We start from the raw sequence: 22787 nt of genomic DNA on the forward strand, positions 1-22787 counted from the left end.
TCCTCAGGCGATACGGGCGAGCGGGGGATTCAGGGCATCGCAAAACTCGGCGACGCTGCTGACCCAGCCAAAAAAGGTTTCGATATTGAACAGGGCCGCCTTCTGGGCAAATTCCGGCCCGGCCTGATGGGTCGCGTCTTCCAGCACCACGCCGAAATACTCGAGGAAAAAGCCGTCGCGCAGGGTCGACTCCACGCAGACGTTGGTGGCAATGCCGGTGAAGACCAGGTGGCGAATGCCCCGGCTGCGCAGCAGACTGTCGAGCGGCGTGTTGAAAAAGCCGCTGTAGCGCGGTTTCGGCAGGACGATATCACCCGCCTGCGGGACCAGCTCATCCACCAGCTGATAATCCCAGCCGCCCTTCGCCAGCAGTTTGCCCTGCAGCTCGGGCCGTTTACGCATGGTTTTCAGGGCGTTCGACTTGTGGAAGTTGGGCGAGCCGGGGCCGCCGGCCTCAACGTACTGGTCGTCCCAGCCGTTCTGGAACCAGATAATGAGCATCCCCGCGGCGCGCGCGGCGGCGACGGCGGTTTTAATGTTCTCAATCACCGGCCGGGTGGCGGAGACGTCGAACCCCGCCAGATCCAGATAACCGCCCTGGCTGGCGTAGGCGTTTTGCATATCCACCACGATCAGCGCGCTCTGCTGCGGCGCAAAGGTGATGGCTTCCGGACGTGCGTTAAGGGTTGTCATTACGCCACCTCCTTCGTGACGGCAGGGATGTGGGCTCGGCACTGCATCAGCGGCTGGATGCGCTCGCCGAAGGTTTCCACGCCGGTGAGGAAGTCATCGAAGGTCAGCAGGACGCCTTCCGCCCCGGGAACGGCCGCCACTTCATCGAGCATTCTGGCAACGCTGGCGTACGAGCCGACCAGGGTGCCCATGTTGATATTGACGGCGGAGGTCGGGTCGGCCATCTGACGAACGTTGGTGTCCGCGCCGGAGCGGGTATCCTTCTGGCTCTGCTCGGTGAGCCAGCTCAGGGCTTCCTCGTCGGCGCCGTCCTTATAGCGCTCCCATTTCGCGCGCGCCGCGTCGTCGGTTTCGTCGGCAATCACCATAAACAGCACGTAGGAGCCCACGTCGCGCCCGGTTTTGTCGGCGGCTTCTTTCATGCGCGCGGCGGTCGGGGCGAAGGCGGCAGGCGTGTTCACACCTTTACCGAAGCAGAAGTTAAAGTCGGCGTATTTCGCCGAGAATTCCATTCCCGCGTCGCTCTGCCCTGCGCAAATCACCTTCATCGGCACCGACGGCTGCGGGCTGACGCGGCAGTCGTTCATGGTGAAGAAGTCACCCTTGAAATCGCTTTTGCCGGTACCCCACAGATCGCGCAGGACCTGCACGTACTCGGTCAGGTAGTCGTAGCGACGCGAGAAGTAATCGTCCCCCGGCCAGAGCCCCATCTGCTCGTACTCCGGTTTTTGCCAGCCCGTGACCAGGTTGACGCCAAAGCGCCCGCCGGAGATGGAGTCGATGGTGGAGGCCATGCGCGCCACGATCGCCGGGGGCAGGGTGAGGGTGGCAGCGGTGGCGTAGATCTGGATCCGCGAGGTGACCGCGGCCAGCCCGGCCATCAGGGTGAAGGACTCCAGGTTGTGGTCCCAGAATTCGGTTTTGCCGCCGAAGCCGCGCAGCTTGATCATCGAAAGCGCAAAGTCGAAATGGTAGTGCTCCGCTTTCTGCACGATGGCTTTATTCAGCTCAAAGGTCGGCATGTATTGCGGTGCAGTGGTCGAGATAAGCCAGCCGTTGTTGCCGATGGGTACAAATACGCCAATTTTCATCACGAACCTCTCTTCATTACGTCGCAGGTGTAACGGTGTTTTTGCAAAGGCAGTGCCAGTTTTGAAAATGGCTTTGTTATTAATGTGTTAATCAGAAGTTGGTGGTTTGATTCGATTAAATGTGGACTAACTGGTCAAAAACATTGCACAGAAAACAGGCATTCATGCGCGATCGGAGTGCAGGATGTCGTGGCGAGACGGGGGTTTTGCTATGCTGAGGGCAACGCAGAATAAGGAGAGCGGGAATGACACAAGGCGCAGTGAAAACACCAGGTAAACGTTCGCAGGCGGTGAGCGCTAAGAAACAGGCGATCCTCAGCGCGGCGCTGGAGACCTTTTCGCAGTTTGGTATTCACGGCACGCGCCTGGAGCAGGTGGCGGAGCAGTCCGGGGTATCCAAAACCAATCTGCTCTACTACTACCCGTCGAAAGAGGCGCTCTATGTCGCGGTGATGCAGCAGATCCTCGATATCTGGCTGGCGCCGCTGAAAGCGTTCCGCGAAGAGCTGGCCCCGCTGGTGGCGATCAGGGAGTACATTCGCCTGAAGCTGGAGGTGTCACGCGATTACCCGCAGGCTTCACGGCTGTTTTGTCTTGAGATGCTGCAGGGGGCGCCGCTGTTGCAGGCGGAATTAACCGGAGATTTAAAACAGCTGGTGGACGATAAGTCGGCCATTATCGCCGGATGGGTGGCCAGCGGAAAACTGGCTCCGGTCGATCCGCATCATCTGATCTTTATGATTTGGGCCTCCACCCAGCATTACGCTGACTTTGCGGCCCAGGTCGAGGCGGTGACTGGAAAAACGCTCCAGGACGAAGCGTTTTTCCACAGCACCCTGGAAAACGTGCAGCGGATGATTATCGAAGGGATCCGCCTGCGTTAGTTCCCCGGTGGGAGAGGGCAGCTTAAGTCGCCCTCTTCGCACTGCATCAGCGAGGCCAGAAACGCTTCGCGCTCCACGGTTTTTTCCGCCAGGCACTGGTTAACAATCATTGGCTGGACGCTCCCGCCTTCCGTCCCCGAACCGATAAACGCACAGTCCGCGTCGCGCAGGGCAATCCACGCCTGCTGCGCTTTTTTCAGCAGATCGCGCTGGGGGGCAGCCGCACGCTTGATGGCGGCCTGATAGGTCTGGTTGAGCTTTTTATCGGCAGCCTGGTACTGCTGCGCGCTACAGGTATTCAGCTCAAGCTGGGTGGTCGCTTTGTCGCACTCGTCGGCCAGCGCGCTGGCGCTCAGCAGCAGCGCTGCGCCTGCGAGAAATACTCTTTTCATCATCCCCTCCGTGTAAAAAAGCCGGATGCGCTGCGCTTATCCGGCCTACGGTTGTTTTGTAGCCCCGGTAAGCGTAGCGTCACCGGGGAAAGTTTACACGATTAACCGATGGTCATCAGGCTGGCGTTACCGCCTGCCGCCGCGGTATTGACGCTGAGAGAGCGTTCTACATACAGGCGTTCCAGCAGCAGGTTGGTTTCCCCGCGCGCGAAGCCCTGCACCGAAACAATTGCCCCGCTGCGGGCTGCCACCTGCTCGCAGAGTTCGCGCAGCTGGTCGGAATCACCGTGATAAATCACCGCATCAAACGGCTGCGTCAGCAGCGCATCGGCTTTCGCGAAGTGAATGCGGGCCGAGACCGCTTTCGGCAGCTGTTTGGCGAGATCGCGATGTAGCGCATCGTCCGGCCACAGCACTTCACACCCGGTTGCCATCGCGGCAGCCAGCTGCACCAGCGCGTCCTGCTCGTTATCGGCCACGCACAGTACGCGCTCGCGCGGCATGAGCGTCCAGGTGTTGCGCTCGCCGGTCGGCCCCGGCAGCAGACGCTGCGTACCGGCCTGTGCCAGCTCGCCGTACTGCTGCGCAACGGCACGCAGTTCAGGACGTTTCTCCGCCCAGGCGATCAGGGCCTCCAGCGGCTGCGTCAGCACGGTTTTCAGCTGCGCATCCACCGGATACTCCGCATCCTGACGTGCCAGGGTGACGCCCAGCGCGTTCTCCGGACGGTTCGCCAGCAGACGATACAGGTAGAGCGGACCACCCGCTTTCGGGCCGGTGCCGGAGAGGCCTTCACCGCCGAACGGCTGCACGCCCACGACCGCGCCAACCATGTTGCGGTTAACGTACAGGTTGCCCACTTTGGCGCTGCCGGTTACCTGCGCGATGGTCTCGTCGATACGGGTATGTACGCCAAGCGTCAGGCCATACCCGGAGGCGTTGATCTGCTCAACCAGCTCGTTGAGGTTGTTACGGTTGTAGCGCACCACGTGCAGTACCGGACCGAAGACCTCTTTTTTCAGCTCGTCGAAGCTCGCCAGCTCGATAAGCGTAGGCGGCACAAAGGTGCCGGTCCGCCACTCGCGGGTATCTTCGCTGTTTTCACGCACCGCCTGGAACACCGGACGGCCTTTCGCGCGCATGGTCTGAATGTGGTTTTCGATGTTGGCTTTGGCTTCCGCGTCGATCACCGGCCCGATGTCGGTGGTGAGACGGCCCGGGTTGCCCATGCGGCATTCGGCCATCGCGCCGCGCAGCATCTTCAGCGTGTGGTCCGCCACGTCGTCCTGCAGGCACAGCACGCGCAGGGCGGAGCAGCGCTGACCTGCGCTGTCGAAGGCGGAGGCCAGCACGTCAACCACCACCTGCTCGGTGAGGGCGGAGGAGTCAACGATCATGGCGTTCATGCCGCCGGTTTCCGCGATGAGCGGAGTAGGACGCCCCTGCGCATCCAGACGAGTGGCAATGTTGCGCTGCAGCAGCGAGGCCACTTCGGTCGAACCGGTAAACATCACGCCGCGCACGCGGTTATCAGAGGTCAGTTTGGCGCCCACGGTTTCACCGCGGCCCGGCAGCAGCTGGACCACGCCCGCCGGCACGCCGGCTTCGAGAAGAATGTTGATGCCCTGCGCGGCAATCAGCGGAGTCTGCTCTGCCGGTTTTGCCAGCACGCTGTTGCCTGCGGCAAGCGCGGCGGCAATCTGGCCGGTGAAGATCGCCAGCGGGAAGTTCCACGGGCTGATACAGACGACCGGACCGAGCGGACGGTGGGTTTCGTTGTCGAAATCATCGCGCACCTGACCGGCGTAGTAGTGCAGGAAGTCGACCGCCTCGCGCACTTCGGCGATAGCGTTGCTGAAGGTTTTACCCGCTTCGCGCACCAGAATACCGATGAGCGACTGCATCTGATCTTCCATCAGCACCGCCGCGCGCTCCAGAATGGCGGCACGCTCCTGTGGCGGCGTGGCGAACCAGATAGGGGCGTTATTCACCGCGCTGTCCAGCGCCTGATCCACTTCCGCATCGGTGGCTTCACGCACGTAGCCGACGATATCTTTTGGCTCTGCCGGGTTGATAACAGGCTGCATGTCGCCGTCAGCAGCGGGCTGCTCCAGCATCGGTTTGGCCTGCCACTTCTGCAATGCGCTGTTGAGCAGGGCAGAGGAGAGGGATGCCAGACGGTGTTCGTTGGCGAGATCCAGGCCCGCCGAGTTAACGCGACCCTTGCCGTACAGCTCGCGCGGCAGGGCAATCTTCGGATGCGGCAGGCCAATCTGGCCTTCCTGCGCCGCCATCTTCTCTACGGCCTGCACCGGGTCGGCCACCAGCTCGTCCAGCGGCAGGGTGGTGTCAGCGATGCGGTTAACGAAGGAGGTGTTCGCGCCGTTTTCCAGCAGGCGACGCACCAGGTATGCGAGCAGGGTTTCGTGAGTACCCACCGGAGCATAGATACGGCACGGGCGGTTCAGCTTGCCGTCCGCCACTTTACCGGTCACCTGCTCATACAGCGGTTCACCCATGCCGTGCAGGCACTGGAATTCGTACTGGCCCGGGTAGTAGTTCTGCCCGGCCAGGCTGTAGATTGCCGCCAGGGTGTGGGCGTTGTGGGTGGCGAACTGCGGATAGATCAGGTTCGGCACGCCGAGCAGCTTTTTCGCGCAGGCGAGGTAAGAGACGTCGGTGTAGACCTTGCGGGTATAGACCGGATAGCCTTCCAGCCCTTCCATCTGGGCGCGTTTGATTTCGCTGTCCCAGTAGGCGCCTTTCACCAGACGGATCATCAGGCGACGGCGGCTGCGGCTGGCCAGGTCAATCAGGTAATCAATGACGAACGGGCAGCGCTTCTGGTAGGCCTGGATAACGAAACCGATGCCGTTCCAGCCCGCCAGCTCCGGCTCGAAGCACAGTTTTTCCAGCAGGTCGAGGGAGATCTCCAGACGGTCGGCCTCTTCGGCGTCGATGTTGATGCCGATGTCATACTGGCGCGCCAGCAGGGTCAGGGACTTCAGGCGCGGGTAGAGCTCTTCCATCACCCGGTCGTACTGCGCGCGGCTGTAGCGCGGGTGCAGGGCGGAGAGCTTAATCGAGATGCCCGGGCCTTCATAAATACCGCGACCGTTGGACGCTTTACCGATGGCGTGGATCGCCTGCTGGTAAGAGACCATATAGGCCTGCGCGTCGGCGGCGGTCAGCGCCGCTTCGCCGAGCATGTCGTACGAGTAGCGGAAACCTTTATCTTCCAGCTTGCGGGCGTTCGCCAGCGCTTCGGCAATGGTTTCCCCGGTGACGAACTGCTCGCCCATCAGACGCATCGCCATGTCCACACCTTTGCGGATCAGCGGCTCGCCGCTCTTGCCGATGATGCGGTTCAGGGAGCGTGACAGGTTGGCTTCGTTATGGGTCGAGACCAGCTTGCCGGTAAACAGCAGACCCCAGGTCGCGGCGTTGACGAACAGCGACGGGCTGCGGCCAATGTGCGAATGCCAGTTACCGTTGCTGATCTTGTCGCGGATCAGCGCGTCGCGGGTGGCTTTATCCGGAATACGCAGCAGCGCTTCTGCCAGGCACATCAGCGCCACGCCTTCCTGTGAGGAGAGGGAAAATTCCTGCAGCAGACCCTGAACCATCCCGGCGCGGCCGGTGGCGGTCTTCTGGTTACGCAGTTTGTCAGCCAGCTGGTACGCCAGGCTGTGCGCCTGGGCGGCAACGGCTTCCGGCAGGCGAGCCTGCTCCAGCAGCATCGGTACGGCGTCGGTTTCGGCGCGACGGTACGCGCCGGTGATGGCGGCACGGCTGACGGACTGCGGCAGGATCTGCTCGGCGAATTCGAGGAACGGCTGATGGCTCTCGTCGCCAGCGGCTGGTGCTTCCTCGCTTTCGTTCGCTGCACCGGCCAGCAGGGCAGGCAGCTCCGGCAGCCCCTCGTCGCTCTCGAGTCTTTCGAGATAGTTAAAAATCGCCTGCTTAATTAACCAGTGCGGCGTGCGGTCAATGCGGGTTGCTGCGGTCTTAATCCGTTCGCGGGTTGCGTCATCCAGCTTAACCCCCATGGTGGTCATACCCATGCCAAAGCTCCTGTTGTGCTTTCATCGTGTTTGGTCGTTAGCGTGAAATATCCACCATGTTGCAACTTTGTGCAACCGTGTTAAATGTGACCTGGTTTGCAACCCCGGAAATGAATGAATTGTTAACGGATGGTTAGCTGAAAAAACGTGCTGCCTTTGTCCCGGGAAGCCTGTTTTTATGCGGGAGTTAACACTTTTAAAAGGTGCAACCCGTAAAAGCGTGAGCGAGTGCAACCTATAGGAAACTCGTATCAAGCCGGGGATGAAATTGATGTAAATGCAGTGTTAAATCGTTTGTCAGCGGAGGGCGCATACGGCAGGATAGCGCGCCTCACCGAAACACAAGATACCGTCACCACGTTCCGGTGATCATATAACAAGGCAACCCGGACGGTTGTCGCTCGACACTTTTGGAGAATTTGAATGGCTATTAGCACACCGATGCTGGTGACATTTCTCGTTTATATATTTGGCATGATCCTGATAGGGTTTTTGGCGTGGCGTTCAACGAAAAACTTTGACGACTACATTCTGGGCGGACGCAGTTTAGGCCCAATGGTGACCGCACTCTCTGCGGGCGCTTCCGACATGAGCGGCTGGCTGCTGATGGGGCTTCCGGGCGCGATTTTCATTTCCGGTATCTCGGAAAGCTGGATTGCCATCGGTCTGACCGTCGGCGCGTGGATCAACTGGAAGCTGGTGGCAGGCCGTCTGCGCGTGCACACCGAGGCCAACAACAACGCCCTGACGCTGCCGGACTATTTCACCGGACGCTTTGAAGATAACAGCCGCGTGCTGCGTATTATCTCGGCGGTGGTGATCCTGGTGTTCTTCACCATCTACTGTGCCTCCGGCATCGTGGCCGGTGCGCGCCTGTTCGAAAGCACCTTCGGCATGAGCTACGAAACCGCCCTGTGGGCCGGTGCGGCGGCGACCATCCTCTATACCTTCGTGGGCGGCTTCCTGGCCGTCAGCTGGACCGACACCGTGCAGGCGAGCCTGATGATCTTCGCGCTGATCCTGACCCCGGTGATTGTGATTTTCACCGTTGGCGGCTTTGGCGATTCGCTGGAAGTGATCAAGCAGAAGAGCATCGAAAACGTCGACATGCTGAAAGGGCTGAACTTTGTCGCCATCGTCTCCCTGATGGGCTGGGGTCTGGGCTACTTCGGTCAGCCGCACATCCTGGCGCGCTTTATGGCGGCGGATTCTCACCACACCATCGTTCATGCGCGCCGCATCAGTATGACGTGGATGATTCTGTGTCTGGCGGGCGCGTGTGCGGTCGGCTTCTTCGGTATTGCCTACTTCAGCAATAACCCGGCGCAGGCGGGCGCGGTAAACCAGAACGCCGAGCGCGTGTTTATCGAGCTGGCGCAGATTCTGTTTAACCCGTGGATTGCCGGTATTCTGCTCTCCGCGATCCTGGCGGCGGTGATGTCCACCCTGAGCTGCCAGCTGCTGGTCTGCTCCAGTGCGATCACCGAAGACCTCTACAAAGCCTTCCTGCGTAAAAACGCGAGCCAGAAAGAGCTGGTGTGGGTAGGGCGCTTTATGGTGCTGGTGGTGGCGCTGATTGCCATCGCGCTGGCGGCCAACCCGGAAAACCGCGTGCTGGGTCTCGTGAGCTACGCGTGGGCGGGCTTTGGTGCGGCGTTTGGTCCGGTCGTGCTGTTCTCCGTCATGTGGTCACGTATGACCCGTAACGGCGCGCTGGCGGGAATGATTATCGGTGCGCTGACCGTTATCGTCTGGAAACAGTTCGCATGGCTGGGCCTGTACGAAATCATCCCTGGCTTCATCTTCGGCAGCATCGGTATCGTGGTCTTCAGCCTGCTGGGTAAAGCACCGTCTGCCTCCATGCAGAAACGCTTTGCGGAAGCCGACGCGCACTACCACTCCGCACCGCCGTCTAAGCTGCAGCCGGAATAATTTTCTAACGCAGTACCGTAGGCCGGGTAAGCGCAAGCGCACCCGGCTTTTTTCTTGCCAAAATCCGTCTTTTCCTGTGATATCCATGTGCTTATAACAATGAGGATAGCGAAGCATGACAATCAAAACAGGGTTAATGGCGGCGGCATTATTGATGCTGGCGGGCTGCAACGCGCCATCGCAACATGCGGCGGTAGAAACCTGCAAAGCGGATAACCAGATGCAGCAAACCACGCTCTATTTCGGCTTAAACCGTCCTGCCGGGGCGCAGATCACCAGCAACGAATGGCAGCAGTTTGTTGACCAGGACGTGACGCCGCGTTTCCGCGATGGCTTAACGGTGTTTGATGCCCGCGGGCAGTGGCTGGGGAACGACGGGAAAGTGGCGCGTGAACCGAGCAAGGCGTTGATGCTGATCCACGGTAAAGATGCGCAGAGCGAGAAGAACATCGAAGCGTTGCGCGGGATTTATAAATCACGCTTCGCGCAGGAGTCGGTGATGCGTGTCGATCAGCCGGTGTGCGTGCAGTTTTAATGAAAACGGCGGGATAACCCGCCGTTGTTGTTTTGTAGGCCAGGTAAGCGCAGCGCCACCCGGCACAAAACTTACAGCACCAACCCCGCAAAGCTCGCCGACAGCAGGCTCACCAGGGTCGCACCGTACACCAGACGCAGACCAAACCGCGACACCACGTTACCCTGCTGCTCGTTCAGGCCCTTAATCGCCCCGGCCACGATACCGATGGAGGCGAAGTTCGCGAACGACACCAGGAATACGGATAAAATGCCCAGCCCGCGCGGGGACATCTGGTGCGCTATTTTTTGCAGCTCAATCATCGCCACAAATTCATTCGCCACCAGCTTGGTTGCCATAATGCTGCCCGCGTTTAAGGCATCGCTCAGAGGAATCCCTACCAGCCATGCCAGGGGATAAAATACATAGCCGAGGATCTGCTGGAAGCTCATGCCAAATACGCTGGAGAAGAGGGCGTTAACGGCACTAATAAGCGCGATAAAACCAATCAGCATCGCCAGAATAATCATCGCCACTTTAAAACCGGCCAGAATATACTCGCCAAGCATCTCGAAGAAGCTCTGCGATTCATGCAGTTTTTCCAGTTTGATATCCGGCTCCGCTTCCGGGCGCGTCGGGTTGATGACCGTGAGAATAATAAAGGTGCTGAACATGTTCAGAATCAGCGCCGCGACGACAAATTTAGCGTCGAGCATGGTCATATACGCCCCGACAATCGACAGGGAGACCGTCGACATCGCCGTGGCTGCCATGGTGAAGAGTCGACGAGAGGAGAGATCGCCCAGCACGCCTTTGTAGGCAATGAAGTTTTCCGACTGGCCGAGGATCAGCGAACTCACCGCGTTAAAGGATTCCAGCTTGCCCATACCGTTCAGTTTTGACAGCAGCGTACCGATTACCCGAATAAAAATCGGCAGGATCCGCCAGTGCTGAAGAATACCAATCAGCGCGGAAATGAAAATAATCGGGCAAAGTACGCCGAGGAAAATGAACGCCAGCCCTTTTTCTCCCATGCCGCCAAAGACGAAATTGGTGCCTTCACCGGCAAATTTGAGCAGCGACTCAAAAAATCCTGAGACGTATTTAATCAGGAATAACCCGCTTTCGGCGTGAAGGAAAAAGAACGCCAGGGCAATTTCTATGACAATCAGCTGTAAAACAAAACGAATGCGAATTTTTCGGCGGTCGAAACTCACCAGCCAGGCAAGCGCGAGAATAATGACCAGCGCCAGCAGGAAATGGACAATTTTAAACATAATTTAATTTCACCAGGTGTTTGAGGCGGTTATTTAGCCACAGCCCTGAATCAGCGTAAATGGGCATTTTCGTTATAACTTATAAACTTAACGATAACGCCTGAAACTATTATCAGGCTGGGCGTTTACAACTCGTTATCAAAACACCGCACATTTCGCTTGTGTTTCTTTCTGCCGTAATGATAATCACTATCACAAGAATTTACCTTTCTTTGCATCAGTTGACCGCGATAAACATTTAAGGTGTCGGCATGTTTGTTCCATTTCTCATTATGTTACGTGAAGGGCTCGAAGCCGCCCTTATCGTGAGCCTCATCGCCAGTTATCTGAAGCGAACCCAGCGCGGGCGCTGGATTGGCGTCATGTGGGTCGGGGTCTTCCTTGCCGCGGCGCTCTGTCTGGGCCTGGGGATCCTCATCAACGAAACCACCGGCGAGTTTCCGCAGAAAGAGCAGGAGTTGTTTGAGGGTATCGTCGCCGTGATTGCGGTGGTGATCCTCACCTGGATGGTGTTCTGGATGCGTAAGGTCTCCCGTAACGTGAAGGTGCAGCTGGAGCAGGCGGTGGATAACGCGCTGCAAAAGGGCAATAACCACGGCTGGGCGCTCATTATGATGGTCTTTTTCGCCGTCGCGCGCGAAGGGCTGGAGTCTGTTTTCTTCCTGCTGGCGGCGTTTCAGCAGGATGTGGGGATCTGGCCGCCGCTGGGGGCCATGCTGGGTCTCGCCACGGCCGTGGTGCTCGGTTTCCTGCTGTACTGGGGCGGTATCCGCCTGAACCTGGGCGCCTTCTTCAAGTGGACCAGCCTGTTTATTCTGCTGGTGGCCGCGGGTCTGGCGGCAGGGGCGATTCGCGCCTTCCATGAAGCGGGCCTGTGGAACCACTTCCAGGACGTGGCGTTCGACCTCAGCAACGTCCTCTCCACGCACTCTCTGACCGGCACCCTGCTCGAAGGTATCTTCGGCTATCAGGAAACGCCGAGCGTCAGCGAAGTGGCGATGTACTTTATTTATCTGGTTCCGGCGCTGGTGCTGTTCGCTATGCCGCCGCGTACCGGCACGCAGGCGTCGCGCGTTGCGCCGTAATAGTTGATTTAGTTACAACATACTTTTAAAGGGAAGAGTTATGGCAATTCAGTTCCGTCGTAGTGCGTTATGCGCAGGCATTGCCGCGCTGTTCGCTTCTGCATTCTCCGCCTGGGGCGCGGATGTTCCACAGGTAAAGGTCACCGTCAACGATAAGCAGTGCGAGCCGATGACCCTCACGGTGAACAGCGGTAAAACCCAGTTCATTATTCAGAACCACAGCCAGAAGGCGCTGGAGTGGGAGATCCTGAAAGGGGTTCTGGTGGTGGAAGAGCGTGAAAATATCGCCCCTGGCTTCAGCCAGAAGATGACCGCCAACCTGCAGCCGGGCGAGTATGAAATGACCTGCGGTCTGCTGACCAACCCTAAAGGGAAGCTTATCGTCAAAGGTGAAGCGACGGCCGATGCGGCGAAAGGCGCTGCGGTGCTGAGCCTGGGCGATGCGATTACCGCGTATAAAGCCTACGTCACCAAAGAGACGGCGGACCTGGCGACGGCAACCAAAGCCTTTACCGATGCGGTGAAGGCCGGGGATATCGAAAAAGCGAAATCCCTCTATGCGCCAACCCGTCAGCACTACGAGCGCATCGAGCCGATTGCCGAGCTCTTCTCTGACCTGGATGGCAGCATTGACGCCCGCGAAGATGATTTCGAGCAGAAAGCCGCCGATCCGAAATTCACCGGTTTCCACCGTCTGGAGAAAGCCCTGTTCGGCGATAATTCTGCCAAAGGGATGGAGAAGTATGCCGACCAGCTGAACAGCGACGTGCTGGAGCTGCAAAAGCGCATCAGCGAGCTGGCCTTCCCGCCGTCAAAAGTGGTGGGCGGCGCGGCCGGGCTGATTGAAGAAGTGGCCGCCAGCAAAATCAGCGGCGAAGAAGATCGCTACAGCCATACCGATCTGTGGGACTTCCAGGCCAACGTCGACGGCGCGCAGAAAATTGTTAACCTGCTGCGCCCTCAGCTGCAGAAAGAGAACGGCGAGCTGCTGGCCAAAGTGGATGCCAACTTCAAAAAGGTCGACACCATTCTGGCGAAGTACCGCACCAAAGACGGGTTTGAGACCTACGACAAGCTGACCGATGCCGACCGCAACGCGCTGAAAGGTCCGATCACCGCCCTGGCGGAAGATCTGTCTCTGCTGCGTGGCGTACTGGGTCTGGACTAAGCACGATGAATAAGCATAGCGAGAACGACGTGGTTGAGCCTTCACGTCGTCGGTTGTTAAAGGGAGTAGGGGCGCTGGGGGGCGCGCTTGCTCTGGCCGGTGGTTGTCCGGTGGCGCATGCGGCGAAACCGCAAAGCGCACCCGGCACGCTGTCACCCAATGCCCGCATGGAGACGCAGCCGTTTTATGGCGAGCATCAGTCGGGTATCCTGACGCCGCAGCAGGCGTCTATGATGCTGGTGGCCTTTGATTCGCTGGCCAGCGATAAAGCCGATCTGGAACGCCTGTTCCGCCTGCTGACGACGCGCATCGCGTTTCTTACCGCCGGTGGACCGGCGCCCGATACGCCGAACCCGCGTCTGCCGCCAATGGACTCCGGCATTCTGGGGCCGTTTATCGCCCCGGATAACCTGACCATTACCGTTTCGCTCGGTGAATCGCTGTTTGACGCGCGCTATGGGCTGGCAAAACAGAAGCCGAAGGCGCTGCAAAAAATGACGCGCTTCCCGAATGACTCCCTGGATGCGGCGCTGTGTCATGGCGACCTGCTCCTGCAGATCTGCGCCAATACCCAGGACACGGTGATCCACGCCCTGCGCGACATCATCAAGCACACGCCGGATCTGCTGAGCGTGCGCTGGAAGCGGGAAGGGTTTATCTCGGACCACGCCGCCCGCAGCAAAGGAAAAGAGACACCGGTGAACCTGCTGGGCTTTAAGGACGGTACGGCCAACCCGGACAGCCACGACGGTGCGCTCATGAAGGAGGTGGTGTGGGTCACTGCCGATCAGGGCGAACCGGCATGGGCGGTGGGCGGCAGCTATCAGGCGGTGCGGATTATTCAGTTCCACGTGGAGTTCTGGGACCGCACGCCGCTGAAAGAGCAGCAGACGATCTTTGGTCGGGATAAGCAAAGCGGGGCACCGCTCGGTATGAAGAACGAGCATGATGTGCCTGACTACGCCCGCGATCCCAATGGCGATGTAATTGCGCTCGACAGCCATATTCGCCTTGCCAATCCGCGAACCAAAGAGACGCAGTCGAGCCTGATGATGCGTCGGGGCTACAGCTACTCGCTCGGCGTGACCAACTCCGGTCAGCTTGATATGGGGCTACTGTTCGTCTGCTATCAGCACGATCTGGAAAAGGGCTTTCTCACCGTGCAGAAGCGGCTCAACGGTGAAGCGCTGGAAGAGTACATTAAACCTATCGGCGGCGGCTATTTCTTTGCCCTGCCAGGGGCGCGCGACAGTAACGCGTACCTCGCTCAAGGGCTGATCGAAGCCTGATAATCGTCCCTGCGATAGTTCGCGGGGACATTATTTTTTCATATGACTATCTTGTTGTTATATTTCTGTAATATTTCTATATAAGACTGAATCCACTGCAGGTGCAGTCTTAAAAGTTGCATTCAGGTAAAATAAATGTTGCATTTGTGATAACTCCTGATGTACTTAAGATAAGACAGCGGTAGTTCCCGGCAGTGATGCTGAATCACTATGGAGATCGCGAATGGTTGCGTCCTGTACTGGACAAGGTAAACATAACAACCGCAGCACCCGGCGCGGAGGCTCAGACTCCGGCAGCGATTTCCTCACCACTAAATTCTCCCCCCTTCCTCAAGAATCTGATTCGACCGACGTGCAGAACGGTGCGCGTAGCTGTTCCGTATCGTCATCCGATAAAGCAAGCAATGGCTTACAAGGAAGCCAACCCTCTGATGTTCGTGCGCATAATCGTGCCGAAGCTGGCGCGTGTGATGAATACCAACAACTCAAGGTGCTATCCATGGGAAGACAAAAAGCAGTGATCAAAGCTCGTCGCGAAGCAAAACGTGTGCTGAGACGGGATTCACGTAGCCATAAACAGCGTGAAGAAGAATCGGTCACCTCGCTTGTGCAGATGAGTGGCGTAGAAGCAATTGGCATGGCCCGAGACAGCCGTGATAATTCTCCAATTGTGGCGCGCAATGAGGCTCAGGCGCACTACCTGAATGCTATCGAGAGTAAACAGCTCATCTTTGCAACCGGTGAAGCCGGATGCGGGAAAACCTGGATTAGTGCAGCCAAAGCGGCGGAAGCGCTGATCCATAAGGACGTGGAAAGAATCATTGTTACCCGTCCGGTACTGCAGGCTGATGAAGATCTCGGCTTCTTGCCCGGAGATATTTCGGAGAAGTTTGCCCCGTACTTCAGGCCCGTCTATGACGTGCTGGTGAAGCGGCTGGGTGCATCCTTCATGCAGTACTGCCTGCGACCAGAGATTGGCAAGGTGGAAATCGCGCCGTTCGCCTATATGCGCGGACGTACATTTGAAAATGCGGTCGTCATTCTTGACGAGGCTCAGAACGTGACCGCTGCGCAAATGAAGATGTTCTTAACGCGCCTCGGGGAGAACGTGACGGTTATCGTTAACGGCGATATTACCCAGTGTGACCTGCCATCCGGCGTGAAATCCGGGCTGAGCGACGCCATGTCACGTTTTGAGGAAGATGAGATGATTGGGGTGGTACGCTTCACCAAAGAGGACTGCGTGCGTTCGGCGCTCTGCCAGCGCACGCTGCAAGCGTATTATTGAGTTTGCTGTTGTGTTCAAGGCCCGGGAAACCGGGCTTTGTTTTTTGTGCGGGCATGATGTCGGGTGGCGCTGCGCTTACCCGACCTACAATACCCGTAGGCCTGGTAAGCGCAGCGCCACCAGGCATAAAGAGCGCAGGGAGTCTCAAGGTTCGAATCCCCAGGTGCGAGCCAAAAGAAAAAAGCCCGTACTTTCGTACGAGCTCTCATCTTAAATATGGCGGTGAGGGGGGGATTCGAACCCCCGATACGTTGCCGTATACACACTTTCCAGGCGTGCTCCTTCAGCCACTCGGACACCTCACCATATTGTTTTGCTGCCTGACCGCTTGGGGGGCAACGGGGCGCTACTATAGGGAGTTGCGCTAAAACGGTCAAGCAGATTTTCTGTATTCGTGTGCGTTCGGTTAAGCCTTAATCAGCTCTTGTCGCAGCACGGGTTATTAACGCTGAGAATCGAGCACTTCGCTGTTTTTAACCACTTCCTGTGCTTTGCCGTAGCTTTCGATCAGCAGCTGGTAAGCCGGGAAGATGTGGGTGTATACCTCAGCCCACTCCGCCGCGTCCTCACGGTTCCAGGTTCGCTGGATCTCAGAGGCCACCGCCGCCGTATCCATCGGAACCACACCGGCCTGCACCACGCGCGCCAGGGTGATCTCCTGCGCCATCTTGCTGTAGGTGCCGGAGGCATCAATCACCGCAAATACTTTGTACCCGTCCGCCACCGCGCTAATTGACGGGAAGGCCATGCAGACGCTGGTGATAGTGCCCGCAATAATCAACGTTTTGCGCCCGGTGGCTTTTACCGCAGCCACGAACTCCGGGTTATCCCAGGCGTTGATTTCACCTTTACGGGCAACATATTGCGCATGCGGCGCGTTGGCGTGGATCTCCGAGATAAGCGGTCCGTTCGGTCCCTGTGGAACGGACGCGGTGGTGATCACCGGGATCTTCGCCAGGGTCGCGATCTTCGCTAACGCTGCCGCACGAGCGCGCAACTCTGGCATTGGCATATCTCCGACGGTCTGGAACAGACCGCTCTGGTGATCGATAAGCAACATCACCGCATCGTTCACATCAATAACCGGACGGGAGCCATTAAAATTAGCAGGTGTAGACATCTTCTTCTCCTTTATTACGTTCAGATCTGGCCGAAGCGGCCGGAGTTGAAATCACGAATGGCTTCGTTGATTTCGCTTTTACTGTTCATCACAAACGGGCCATAGCCCACGATGGGTTCATTCAGCGGCTCGCCGGCCATCAGCAGCACTTTTGCATCGCTGCTTGCCTCAAGGTGCAGTTTGTCGCCTTCCTGACTCAGTACGACCAGCTGGGCTTCACCTGCCTGAGTGGTACCGTTCATCGTGATGTTGCCCTCAAGCACCACCAGCGCGGTGCTCCAGCCTTCGGGCTGATTGAGCGTCAGATGGCTTCCCTGGTTCAGCGCGATGTCCCAGACGTTGAGCGGTGAGAAGGTGTGCGCCGGGCCGGTAACCGTGTCGTAGCGACCGGCAATAACCCGCAGCGTTCCACCGTTGTCAGGCAGCGTCACCACCGGGATGTCGGCTTTCGTGATGCTCTGGTAGCCCGGTGCGGCCATCTTGTCTTTCGCAGGGAGGTTGACCCAAAGCTGCATCATTTTCAGTTCTCCGCCTTTCTGCGAGAACGCGCTTGAGTGGAACTCCTCGTGCAAAATACCTGCGCCTGCGGTCATCCACTGCACGTCGCCGGGGCCAATCACGCCGCCTTTGCCCGTGGAGTCGCGATGCTCCACTTCACCGGAATAGACGATAGTGACCGTTTCAAAACCCCGGTGAGGATGCTGGCCTACGCCGCGTTTCGCACCATCTGCCGGAAAGGTGTACGGGCCTGCGTAGTCCAGCAGCAGGAACGGACTCAGCGGCTCGCCGTGGGTTTGATAAGAGAACATTGAACGGACCGGGAAACCATCGCCAACCCAGTGCTGACGAGGAGCGGTATAAACGCCTGTTACGTTTTTCATGATTAACTCCTGATGTTCTGTTGATGTAATTAGCTTATATTCAGGGTTAATATCCCGGTAGATAGTGAAAATGGCATTCACTGTTCCGAAAATAGAACAATGAGGACTTATGCAGGATCTCAATGACTTCGTCTGGTTTGTGAAGGTGGTGGACTACGGGGGGTTTGCGGCGGCGGGAAGGGCGCTTGACCAACCCAAGTCCAAACTGAGCCGCAGGATCGCGCAGCTGGAGGAGCGGCTTGGCGTACGGTTGATACAGCGCACGACGCGGCAGTTTACGGTGACGGAAGTGGGGCACACTTTCTATCAGCACTGTAAGGCAATGCTGATAGAAGCAGAAGCGGCAGAGGAGGCCGTTGCTGCGCTGCAGGCTGAGCCGCGCGGCGTCGTCAGGATCACCTGTCCCGTCACGTTACTGCACGTCCACGTGGGGCCGATGCTGGCGCGGTTTATGGCGCGCTACCCCGGGATTAATCTCCAGCTTGAGGCCACCAATCGTCGGGTCGATCTTGTTGGCGAAGGTATTGATGTCGCTATCCGCGTGCGTCCGCGTCCGTTTGATGACAGCGATCTGGTCTTAAGGGTACTGGCTGACAGGGGGCATTGCCTGGTGGCAAGTCCGCAGTTGATTGAACGTATGGGTAAACCGCGAATGCCTTCCGAGCTCAGTGAATGGCCTGGTTTAAGTATGGGGGCCGGTAAACAGGTGCATAAATGGGAGCTCAGTGGTCCAGAGGGGGCGAAAGCGGAGATCCACTACGCACCGCGCTTTATTACCACCGACATGCTGGCACTGCGGGAAGCGGCGATGGCGGGCGTGGGCGTTGTACAGTTGCCGATATTAATGGTGAAGGATCAGCTTGCGTCAGGGGAACTGGTACGGGTGCTGGACGCGTGGGAACCCCGACGGGAAGTGATTCACGCGGTTTATCCTTCGCGGCGCGGCATGTTGCCGTCGGTCAGGACGCTGGTGGATTTTCTGACTGAAGAGTATGCGAAGATGGTGGAAGAGTAGCTTTTCGTAGGTCGGGTAAGCGCAGCGCCACCCGACATAAAGAGCGCAGGGAGTTTCAAGGTTCGAATCCCCCCTTTCGGAGAATATAAAAGAAAAAAGCCCGTACTTTCGTACGAGCTCTCATCTCGAATATGGCGGTGAGGGGGGGATTGACTCGCTTCGCTCGCCCTGCGGGCAGCCTGTTCGCGACGCTCACAGTCTGTCCAACTGGCTGTCGCCAGTTGTCGAACCCCGGTCGGGGATTCTCATCCCCCCTGCATGCGTGCAATATGCGAAAAAAAAGCCCGCATTTTCATGCGAGCTCTTCTTTAAATATGGCGGTGAGGGGGGGATTCGAACCCCCGATACGTTGCCGTATACACACTTTCCAGGCGTGCTCCTTCAGCCACTCGGACACCTCACCATATTGTCATCCCGTTGTTGCCGGGACGGGCGCTAATGTAAGGAAAAGCCGAACGGCCGTCAACCCACTTTTTCAGTAATTTAGCGCGTTTAGACAAACTTCAGGCAACATGATTCTTAAATGTGCTGAAAGCGTCTTTTTTATCAGCAACGCGGTTTCCTGATAAATTTGTTATGCTGGCAATCCATTTGAAAATGAAAACAAAACAGCGCAATAAAAGGCAGGAATAACTATGGATATTCTCTTCTATCACCCTACATTTGATACCGCTTACTGGATTGACGCACTTTCGGCGGCGCTGCCCGGCGCACGCGTTCGCGAGTGGAAGCGTGGCGATAATGAACATGCCGACTATGCGCTGGTCTGGCACCCGCCGGTTGAGATGCTGCAGGGCCGCAAGCTGAAGGCCGTTTTTGCCCTGGGAGCTGGGGTGGATTCCATTCTGAGCAAACTGAAGGCACACCCTGAAATGCTGCCGGAAGAGATCCCTCTGTTCCGCCTCGAAGATACCGGAATGGGCCAGCAAATGCAGGAATATGCCGTCAGCCAGGTACTGCACTGGTTCCGCCGCTTTGATGACTATCAGGCCTTTAAACAGCAGGCCCACTGGGAGCCGCTGCCTGAGTACCGTCGCGAAGACTTTACGATCGGCATCCTCGGTGCGGGCGTGCTGGGCTCAAAAGTGGCAGAAGCACTCGCTCCGTGGGGCTTCCCGCTGCGCTGCTGGAGCCGCAGCCGTAAGGACTATCCGGGCGTCGAGAGTTTTGCCGGAACGGATGAGCTTCCGGCCTTTCTGAACGGCACGCGCGTGCTGATCAACCTGCTGCCAAACACGGCGGAAACGGTAGGGATCATCAATGAAACCTTGCTCAATCAGCTCGTCGATCAGAGCTACCTGATGAACCTGGCGCGCGGGGTGCATCTGGTCGAGTCCGATCTGCTGAAGGTCCTGGACAGCGGAAAGCTAAAAGGCGCCATGCTGGATGTCTATAGCCGTGAACCGCTGCCCGCGGAAAGCCCGCTGTGGAAGCACCCGCGCGTCGCGATGACCCCGCACGTGGCTGCCGTGACGCGTCCGGCAGAAGCGGTGGCCTATATATCCCATACCATCAGCGAAATGGAAAAGGGTCATGCGGTCACCGGGCAGGTCGACAGACAGCGCGGCTACTGAGAGAAACCCGGCGTTCGCCGGGTTTTTGCTAATATTCGCCGCTGATAACTGCTATCCTTTGGAAAAACCGCAGAGGAGAAAGAGATGTATCCCGTTGACCTGCATATGCACACCGTCGCCAGCACCCACGCGTACAGCAACCTCCATGATTATATCGCTCAGGCGAAGCTTAAAGGTATTAAGCTGTTCGCGATCACCGATCATGGTCCGGACATGGCGGATGCGCCGCACTACTGGCATTTTGTGAATATGCGGATCTGGCCACGTCTGGTGGACGGCATTGGGATACTGCGCGGCATTGAGGCGAATATCAAAAATATCGACGGTGAGATCGACTGCACCGGCCCGATGCTGACGTCTCTGGACCTTATCCTCGCCGGTTTTCATGAGCCGGTTTTCCCGCCTCAGGATAAAGAGACCAACACCGCGGCGATGATTGCCACTATCGCCAGCGGCAATGTGCACATTATCAGCCACCCCGGTAATCCTAAACGAATTTCTACACATTAAAATAACTCGTTGTTTTTAAAGGGAAATGTGTAGATGAAGCGGAAATTGTACTCGTATCAGCGTTGGTCTAGTGCGGTTCAGTCAGACGGTACTACAAAAGCTCGACAAACTTTCGCAGCAGAAGAGTACGCAAAACGTAATGATCTGGAAGTAGTTGAAATCGTCGATGCGGGAATTTCAGGGTTCAAATCGGATAACTCAAAGTCTGGAGCACTATCTAAGTTTTTAGCAGCAGTTGATGAAGGGCTAATACCTAACAATGCCTATCTATTCGTAGAGTCACTAGATCGTATTACCCGTGATGAAATCGATATCGCCTTAGAACTATTCATGGGTATCTTGCGACGTGGCATTACTATAGTCACTGGCATGGATAACAAAGTATATACAAGTGCTGGTATTAAAGATAATCCGATAGATTTACTTACTAGTATTCTATTGTTTACGCGAGCACATGAAGAGAGTAAGACAAAACAGAATCGTACTAATGGTAATGCGTTAGCTATGATTCGTCGTTTTCAATCAGGACTACCTACTACCATTAAGGCGGTTGGATCACATCCTTGGTGGATTGATTGTAGTACAGGCAAGTTCGAAGCAGTCCGTAGACACCCTACATTATGGCAACCCGCACAAGATGCTATCAATATGTTTATGGATGGTATGAGTGTGTTTAAGGTAGTGCAATACCTTAATGAAAAGTACCCACATGCATATAAAGGTAAGGCATGGAAAACTGCAAATATTCGTAAACTACGATTCAATAAGGCAGTGTATGGGTTACGTGAAATTACTGTAGATGGTAAAAATTATGAATTACCTAACTACTTTCCTGCATTAATAACCGAAGGTCAATTTGAACGGCTTAAACAGATACGTGAAACTACAAAGTATATTGGTAAGGTTGGTGAAGGTAAGATAGTTACTGATGAAAAAGGTAACAGTAAAGTAATTGCCGAAAGGAATAATATCAACTTACTGGCTGGTATGAAGTTGTTCCGGTGTGGTCATTGTGGCGGTACTATGATGGCAATGCGTCACGGTGATACTATTCGTTATCTTTGTGAGAAGGGTAGAGGACACCAGAACGATTGTAAAACATGGTCACTACCAGGAATATTAGTAGAGCATACATTGATGCTTGTTACTACTATTGCCTATATCAACATACAGCGTAAAGGCGGTGTTGAAAAAGAGGACTACACAGCACAGATCAGTAGTACCGAAAAACTTATTGAAGATATAAGTAAGAAAATCAGTAATGGTACTAGCTTAGTACTTGCTGGTTTAGGTGATGTTGATGAAGTAATAGAACAGCTTCAGGAGTTGAAAGACTCAAGATCTAATCTGGTGTTAGAACTAGAAGTATTGCAGCGTAAGCAACTGTTAGCAGAGGATCATACGTTTGAAGGGCTAATGATGGACTTCTTCACGTATGCACAGTATGGGGTACTCCAAGATCCAGTACATGAGTACCGCAGTAAGCTACGTGACATTGTTTATAGCTCTATCGGTGATGTTCGTGCATGGAAAGTAGATCGCCGTCTGATGATTAGTTTTCAGATCAAAGGAAGTAGTGAGTATTATAACTTCTCAGCAGGTAACACACCTTATGAATGGGGGTGTTATGTAGGTGCTCTACCTTTCTCACAACAAGAACTTGAAGTAACTGGTGGTGAAGTACCAGAGGAAGTACTAGAACGCGTTAGAGAGCGATACGCTGAGTTACACGCCGCCAATATGATGATGTTACATCAGGCAAAAGAACTTCTATCACACGTGGACTATCCTGAACTTGATAGTAGAATGTTCTGGCCTCGCAAATAGTTAACAAGCCCCTCTTGGGGCTTTTTTGTACCTATTTTTCACTCTCAGAACTAAAATATACTTATGGTTACTAATGAACAGATACTTCGTAAGTAACAATACTAAGCCCGAGAGTATCGGGATTTATTGTATATGTACTTTGGCAATACTTTTGAGGAATATACTTATCAATACCATTCTGTT

Annotated in this window: 17 protein-coding genes, 2 tRNA genes, 1 other RNA gene and 1 pseudogene; 11 read left to right on the forward strand and 10 right to left on the reverse strand. The window is 56.2% G+C overall.

From position 1 onward, the window contains the following. Positions 1–3 precede the first annotated feature (3 nt). Together rutB and rutA are read right to left on the reverse strand one after the other, a co-directional pair. A complete protein-coding gene (rutB, locus tag AC0TNG_RS23030) occupies positions 4–693 on the reverse strand; it encodes a pyrimidine utilization protein B (RefSeq protein ID WP_048989847.1) in 690 nt (229 codons plus the stop codon). Then, the gene (rutA, locus tag AC0TNG_RS23035; protein WP_023617762.1) at positions 693–1784 is read right to left on the reverse strand and encodes a pyrimidine utilization protein A; all 1092 of its coding nucleotides are present in this window, start codon (positions 1782–1784) and stop codon (positions 693–695) included. Before rutA ends, rutB begins: the two co-directional genes overlap by 1 nt. Before the next feature lie 245 nt (positions 1785–2029). On the opposite strand from rutA, the gene rutR reads away from it, so the two are divergent. After that, positions 2030–2668, forward strand: a complete 639-nt coding sequence (rutR, locus tag AC0TNG_RS23040) for an HTH-type transcriptional regulator RutR (protein WP_025912986.1) — start codon at positions 2030–2032, stop codon at positions 2666–2668. Here the strand turns inward: rutR and AC0TNG_RS23045 are convergent. Continuing rightward, positions 2665–3060: a lysozyme inhibitor LprI family protein gene (locus AC0TNG_RS23045; RefSeq protein ID WP_267216721.1), complete on the reverse strand. Its 396-nt coding sequence runs from the start codon at positions 3058–3060 to the stop codon at positions 2665–2667. The genes rutR and AC0TNG_RS23045 overlap by 4 nt on opposite strands. 101 nt (positions 3061–3161) lie before the next feature. Beyond that, entirely contained in the window at positions 3162–7124 is a 3963-nt protein-coding gene (putA, locus tag AC0TNG_RS23050) for a trifunctional transcriptional regulator/proline dehydrogenase/L-glutamate gamma-semialdehyde dehydrogenase (RefSeq protein ID WP_473713137.1), read from the reverse strand. A 423-nt stretch (positions 7125–7547) separates the two neighbouring features. On the opposite strand from putA, the gene putP reads away from it, so the two are divergent. Further along, positions 7548–9056, forward strand: a complete 1509-nt coding sequence (gene putP / locus AC0TNG_RS23055; protein WP_024909642.1) for a sodium/proline symporter PutP — start codon at positions 7548–7550, stop codon at positions 9054–9056. 115 nt (positions 9057–9171) lie between these two features. Then, on the forward strand, positions 9172–9591 hold the full coding sequence (locus AC0TNG_RS23060) for a DUF3574 domain-containing protein (RefSeq protein WP_032648964.1): 420 nt from the start codon (positions 9172–9174) through the stop codon (positions 9589–9591). 71 nt (positions 9592–9662) lie between these two features. Here AC0TNG_RS23060 and AC0TNG_RS23065 read toward each other — a convergent pair whose 3' ends face one another. Then, complete coding sequence (locus AC0TNG_RS23065; protein ID WP_024908972.1) at positions 9663–10847, reverse strand: NupC/NupG family nucleoside CNT transporter; 1185 nt, start codon at positions 10845–10847, stop codon at positions 9663–9665. A 251-nt stretch (positions 10848–11098) separates the two neighbouring features. On the opposite strand from AC0TNG_RS23065, the gene efeU reads away from it, so the two are divergent. From efeU to phoH, 4 genes are all read left to right on the forward strand, one after another. Further along, complete coding sequence (gene efeU, locus AC0TNG_RS23070; RefSeq protein WP_023311093.1) at positions 11099–11932, forward strand: iron uptake transporter permease EfeU; 834 nt, start codon at positions 11099–11101, stop codon at positions 11930–11932. Positions 11933–11972: 40 nt separating this feature from the next. Beyond that, on the forward strand, positions 11973–13100 hold the full coding sequence (gene efeO, locus AC0TNG_RS23075) for an iron uptake system protein EfeO (protein WP_024908974.1): 1128 nt from the start codon (positions 11973–11975) through the stop codon (positions 13098–13100). Positions 13101–13105: 5 nt separating this feature from the next. Continuing rightward, positions 13106–14389: an iron uptake transporter deferrochelatase/peroxidase subunit gene (gene efeB, locus AC0TNG_RS23080; RefSeq protein WP_090417395.1), complete on the forward strand. Its 1284-nt coding sequence runs from the start codon at positions 13106–13108 to the stop codon at positions 14387–14389. Positions 14390–14888: 499 nt separating this feature from the next. Next, entirely contained in the window at positions 14889–15677 is a 789-nt protein-coding gene (phoH, locus tag AC0TNG_RS23085) for a phosphate starvation-inducible protein PhoH (RefSeq protein WP_024908976.1), read from the forward strand. Between the two features lie 217 nt (positions 15678–15894). On the opposite strand, the gene AC0TNG_RS23090 is transcribed toward phoH, so the two are convergent. From AC0TNG_RS23090 to AC0TNG_RS23100, 3 genes are all read right to left on the reverse strand, one after another. Continuing rightward, positions 15895–15982 (reverse strand) — tRNA-Ser (locus AC0TNG_RS23090). 137 nt (positions 15983–16119) lie between these two features. Continuing rightward, a complete protein-coding gene (locus AC0TNG_RS23095) occupies positions 16120–16797 on the reverse strand; it encodes an isochorismatase family protein (protein WP_473713138.1) in 678 nt (225 codons plus the stop codon). Between the two features lie 20 nt (positions 16798–16817). Continuing rightward, positions 16818–17678: a pirin family protein gene (locus tag AC0TNG_RS23100; RefSeq protein WP_473713139.1), complete on the reverse strand. Its 861-nt coding sequence runs from the start codon at positions 17676–17678 to the stop codon at positions 16818–16820. A 109-nt stretch (positions 17679–17787) separates the two neighbouring features. Here AC0TNG_RS23100 and AC0TNG_RS23105 point away from each other — a divergent pair, with 109 nt between their 5' ends. Continuing rightward, entirely contained in the window at positions 17788–18693 is a 906-nt protein-coding gene (locus AC0TNG_RS23105) for a LysR family transcriptional regulator (RefSeq protein WP_024908979.1), read from the forward strand. Between the two features lie 132 nt (positions 18694–18825). On the opposite strand, the gene AC0TNG_RS23110 is transcribed toward AC0TNG_RS23105, so the two are convergent. Further along, positions 18826–18962: non-coding RNA, RtT sRNA (locus AC0TNG_RS23110), on the reverse strand. Positions 18963–19008: 46 nt separating this feature from the next. Then, positions 19009–19096 (reverse strand) — tRNA-Ser (locus AC0TNG_RS23115). Between the two features lie 232 nt (positions 19097–19328). Between AC0TNG_RS23115 and ghrA the strand changes: the two genes are divergently transcribed. The 3 genes and pseudogenes from ghrA (at position 19329) to AC0TNG_RS23130 (ending at position 22604) form a co-directional block, all read left to right on the forward strand. Then, positions 19329–20267: a glyoxylate/hydroxypyruvate reductase GhrA gene (ghrA, locus tag AC0TNG_RS23120; RefSeq protein ID WP_473713140.1), complete on the forward strand. Its 939-nt coding sequence runs from the start codon at positions 19329–19331 to the stop codon at positions 20265–20267. A gap of 84 nt (positions 20268–20351) precedes the next feature. Further along, positions 20352–20759: pseudogene (locus AC0TNG_RS23125) on the forward strand (PHP domain-containing protein); the annotation flags it as partial. Positions 20760–20810: 51 nt separating this feature from the next. Further along, entirely contained in the window at positions 20811–22604 is a 1794-nt protein-coding gene (locus tag AC0TNG_RS23130; RefSeq protein ID WP_473713141.1) for a recombinase family protein, read from the forward strand. The last annotated feature ends 183 nt before the right edge of the window (positions 22605–22787 follow it).

The sequence above is a fragment of the Enterobacter sp. PL_is514 genome, assembly GCF_055816715.1.

Coding starts and splice junctions, on each gene's coding strand:
- efeO (WP_024908974.1), top strand. CDS start 11,973: ATGGCAATTCAGTTCCGTCGTAGTGCGTTATGCGCAGGCATTGCCGCG.
- AC0TNG_RS23045 (WP_267216721.1), bottom strand. CDS start 3,060: ATGAAAAGAGTATTTCTCGCAGGCGCAGCGCTGCTGCTGAGCGCCAGC.
- rutR (WP_025912986.1), top strand. CDS start 2,030: ATGACACAAGGCGCAGTGAAAACACCAGGTAAACGTTCGCAGGCGGTG.
- rutA (WP_023617762.1), bottom strand. CDS start 1,784: ATGAAAATTGGCGTATTTGTACCCATCGGCAACAACGGCTGGCTTATC.
- efeB (WP_090417395.1), top strand. CDS start 13,106: ATGAATAAGCATAGCGAGAACGACGTGGTTGAGCCTTCACGTCGTCGG.
- AC0TNG_RS23130 (WP_473713141.1), top strand. CDS start 20,811: ATGAAGCGGAAATTGTACTCGTATCAGCGTTGGTCTAGTGCGGTTCAG.
- putA (WP_473713137.1), bottom strand. CDS start 7,124: ATGGGTATGACCACCATGGGGGTTAAGCTGGATGACGCAACCCGCGAA.
- AC0TNG_RS23095 (WP_473713138.1), bottom strand. CDS start 16,797: ATGTCTACACCTGCTAATTTTAATGGCTCCCGTCCGGTTATTGATGTG.
- AC0TNG_RS23065 (WP_024908972.1), bottom strand. CDS start 10,847: ATGTTTAAAATTGTCCATTTCCTGCTGGCGCTGGTCATTATTCTCGCG.
- AC0TNG_RS23060 (WP_032648964.1), top strand. CDS start 9,172: ATGACAATCAAAACAGGGTTAATGGCGGCGGCATTATTGATGCTGGCG.
- ghrA (WP_473713140.1), top strand. CDS start 19,329: ATGGATATTCTCTTCTATCACCCTACATTTGATACCGCTTACTGGATT.
- phoH (WP_024908976.1), top strand. CDS start 14,889: ATGGGAAGACAAAAAGCAGTGATCAAAGCTCGTCGCGAAGCAAAACGT.
- AC0TNG_RS23100 (WP_473713139.1), bottom strand. CDS start 17,678: ATGAAAAACGTAACAGGCGTTTATACCGCTCCTCGTCAGCACTGGGTT.
- rutB (WP_048989847.1), bottom strand. CDS start 693: ATGACAACCCTTAACGCACGTCCGGAAGCCATCACCTTTGCGCCGCAG.
- efeU (WP_023311093.1), top strand. CDS start 11,099: ATGTTTGTTCCATTTCTCATTATGTTACGTGAAGGGCTCGAAGCCGCC.
- AC0TNG_RS23105 (WP_024908979.1), top strand. CDS start 17,788: ATGCAGGATCTCAATGACTTCGTCTGGTTTGTGAAGGTGGTGGACTAC.
- putP (WP_024909642.1), top strand. CDS start 7,548: ATGGCTATTAGCACACCGATGCTGGTGACATTTCTCGTTTATATATTT.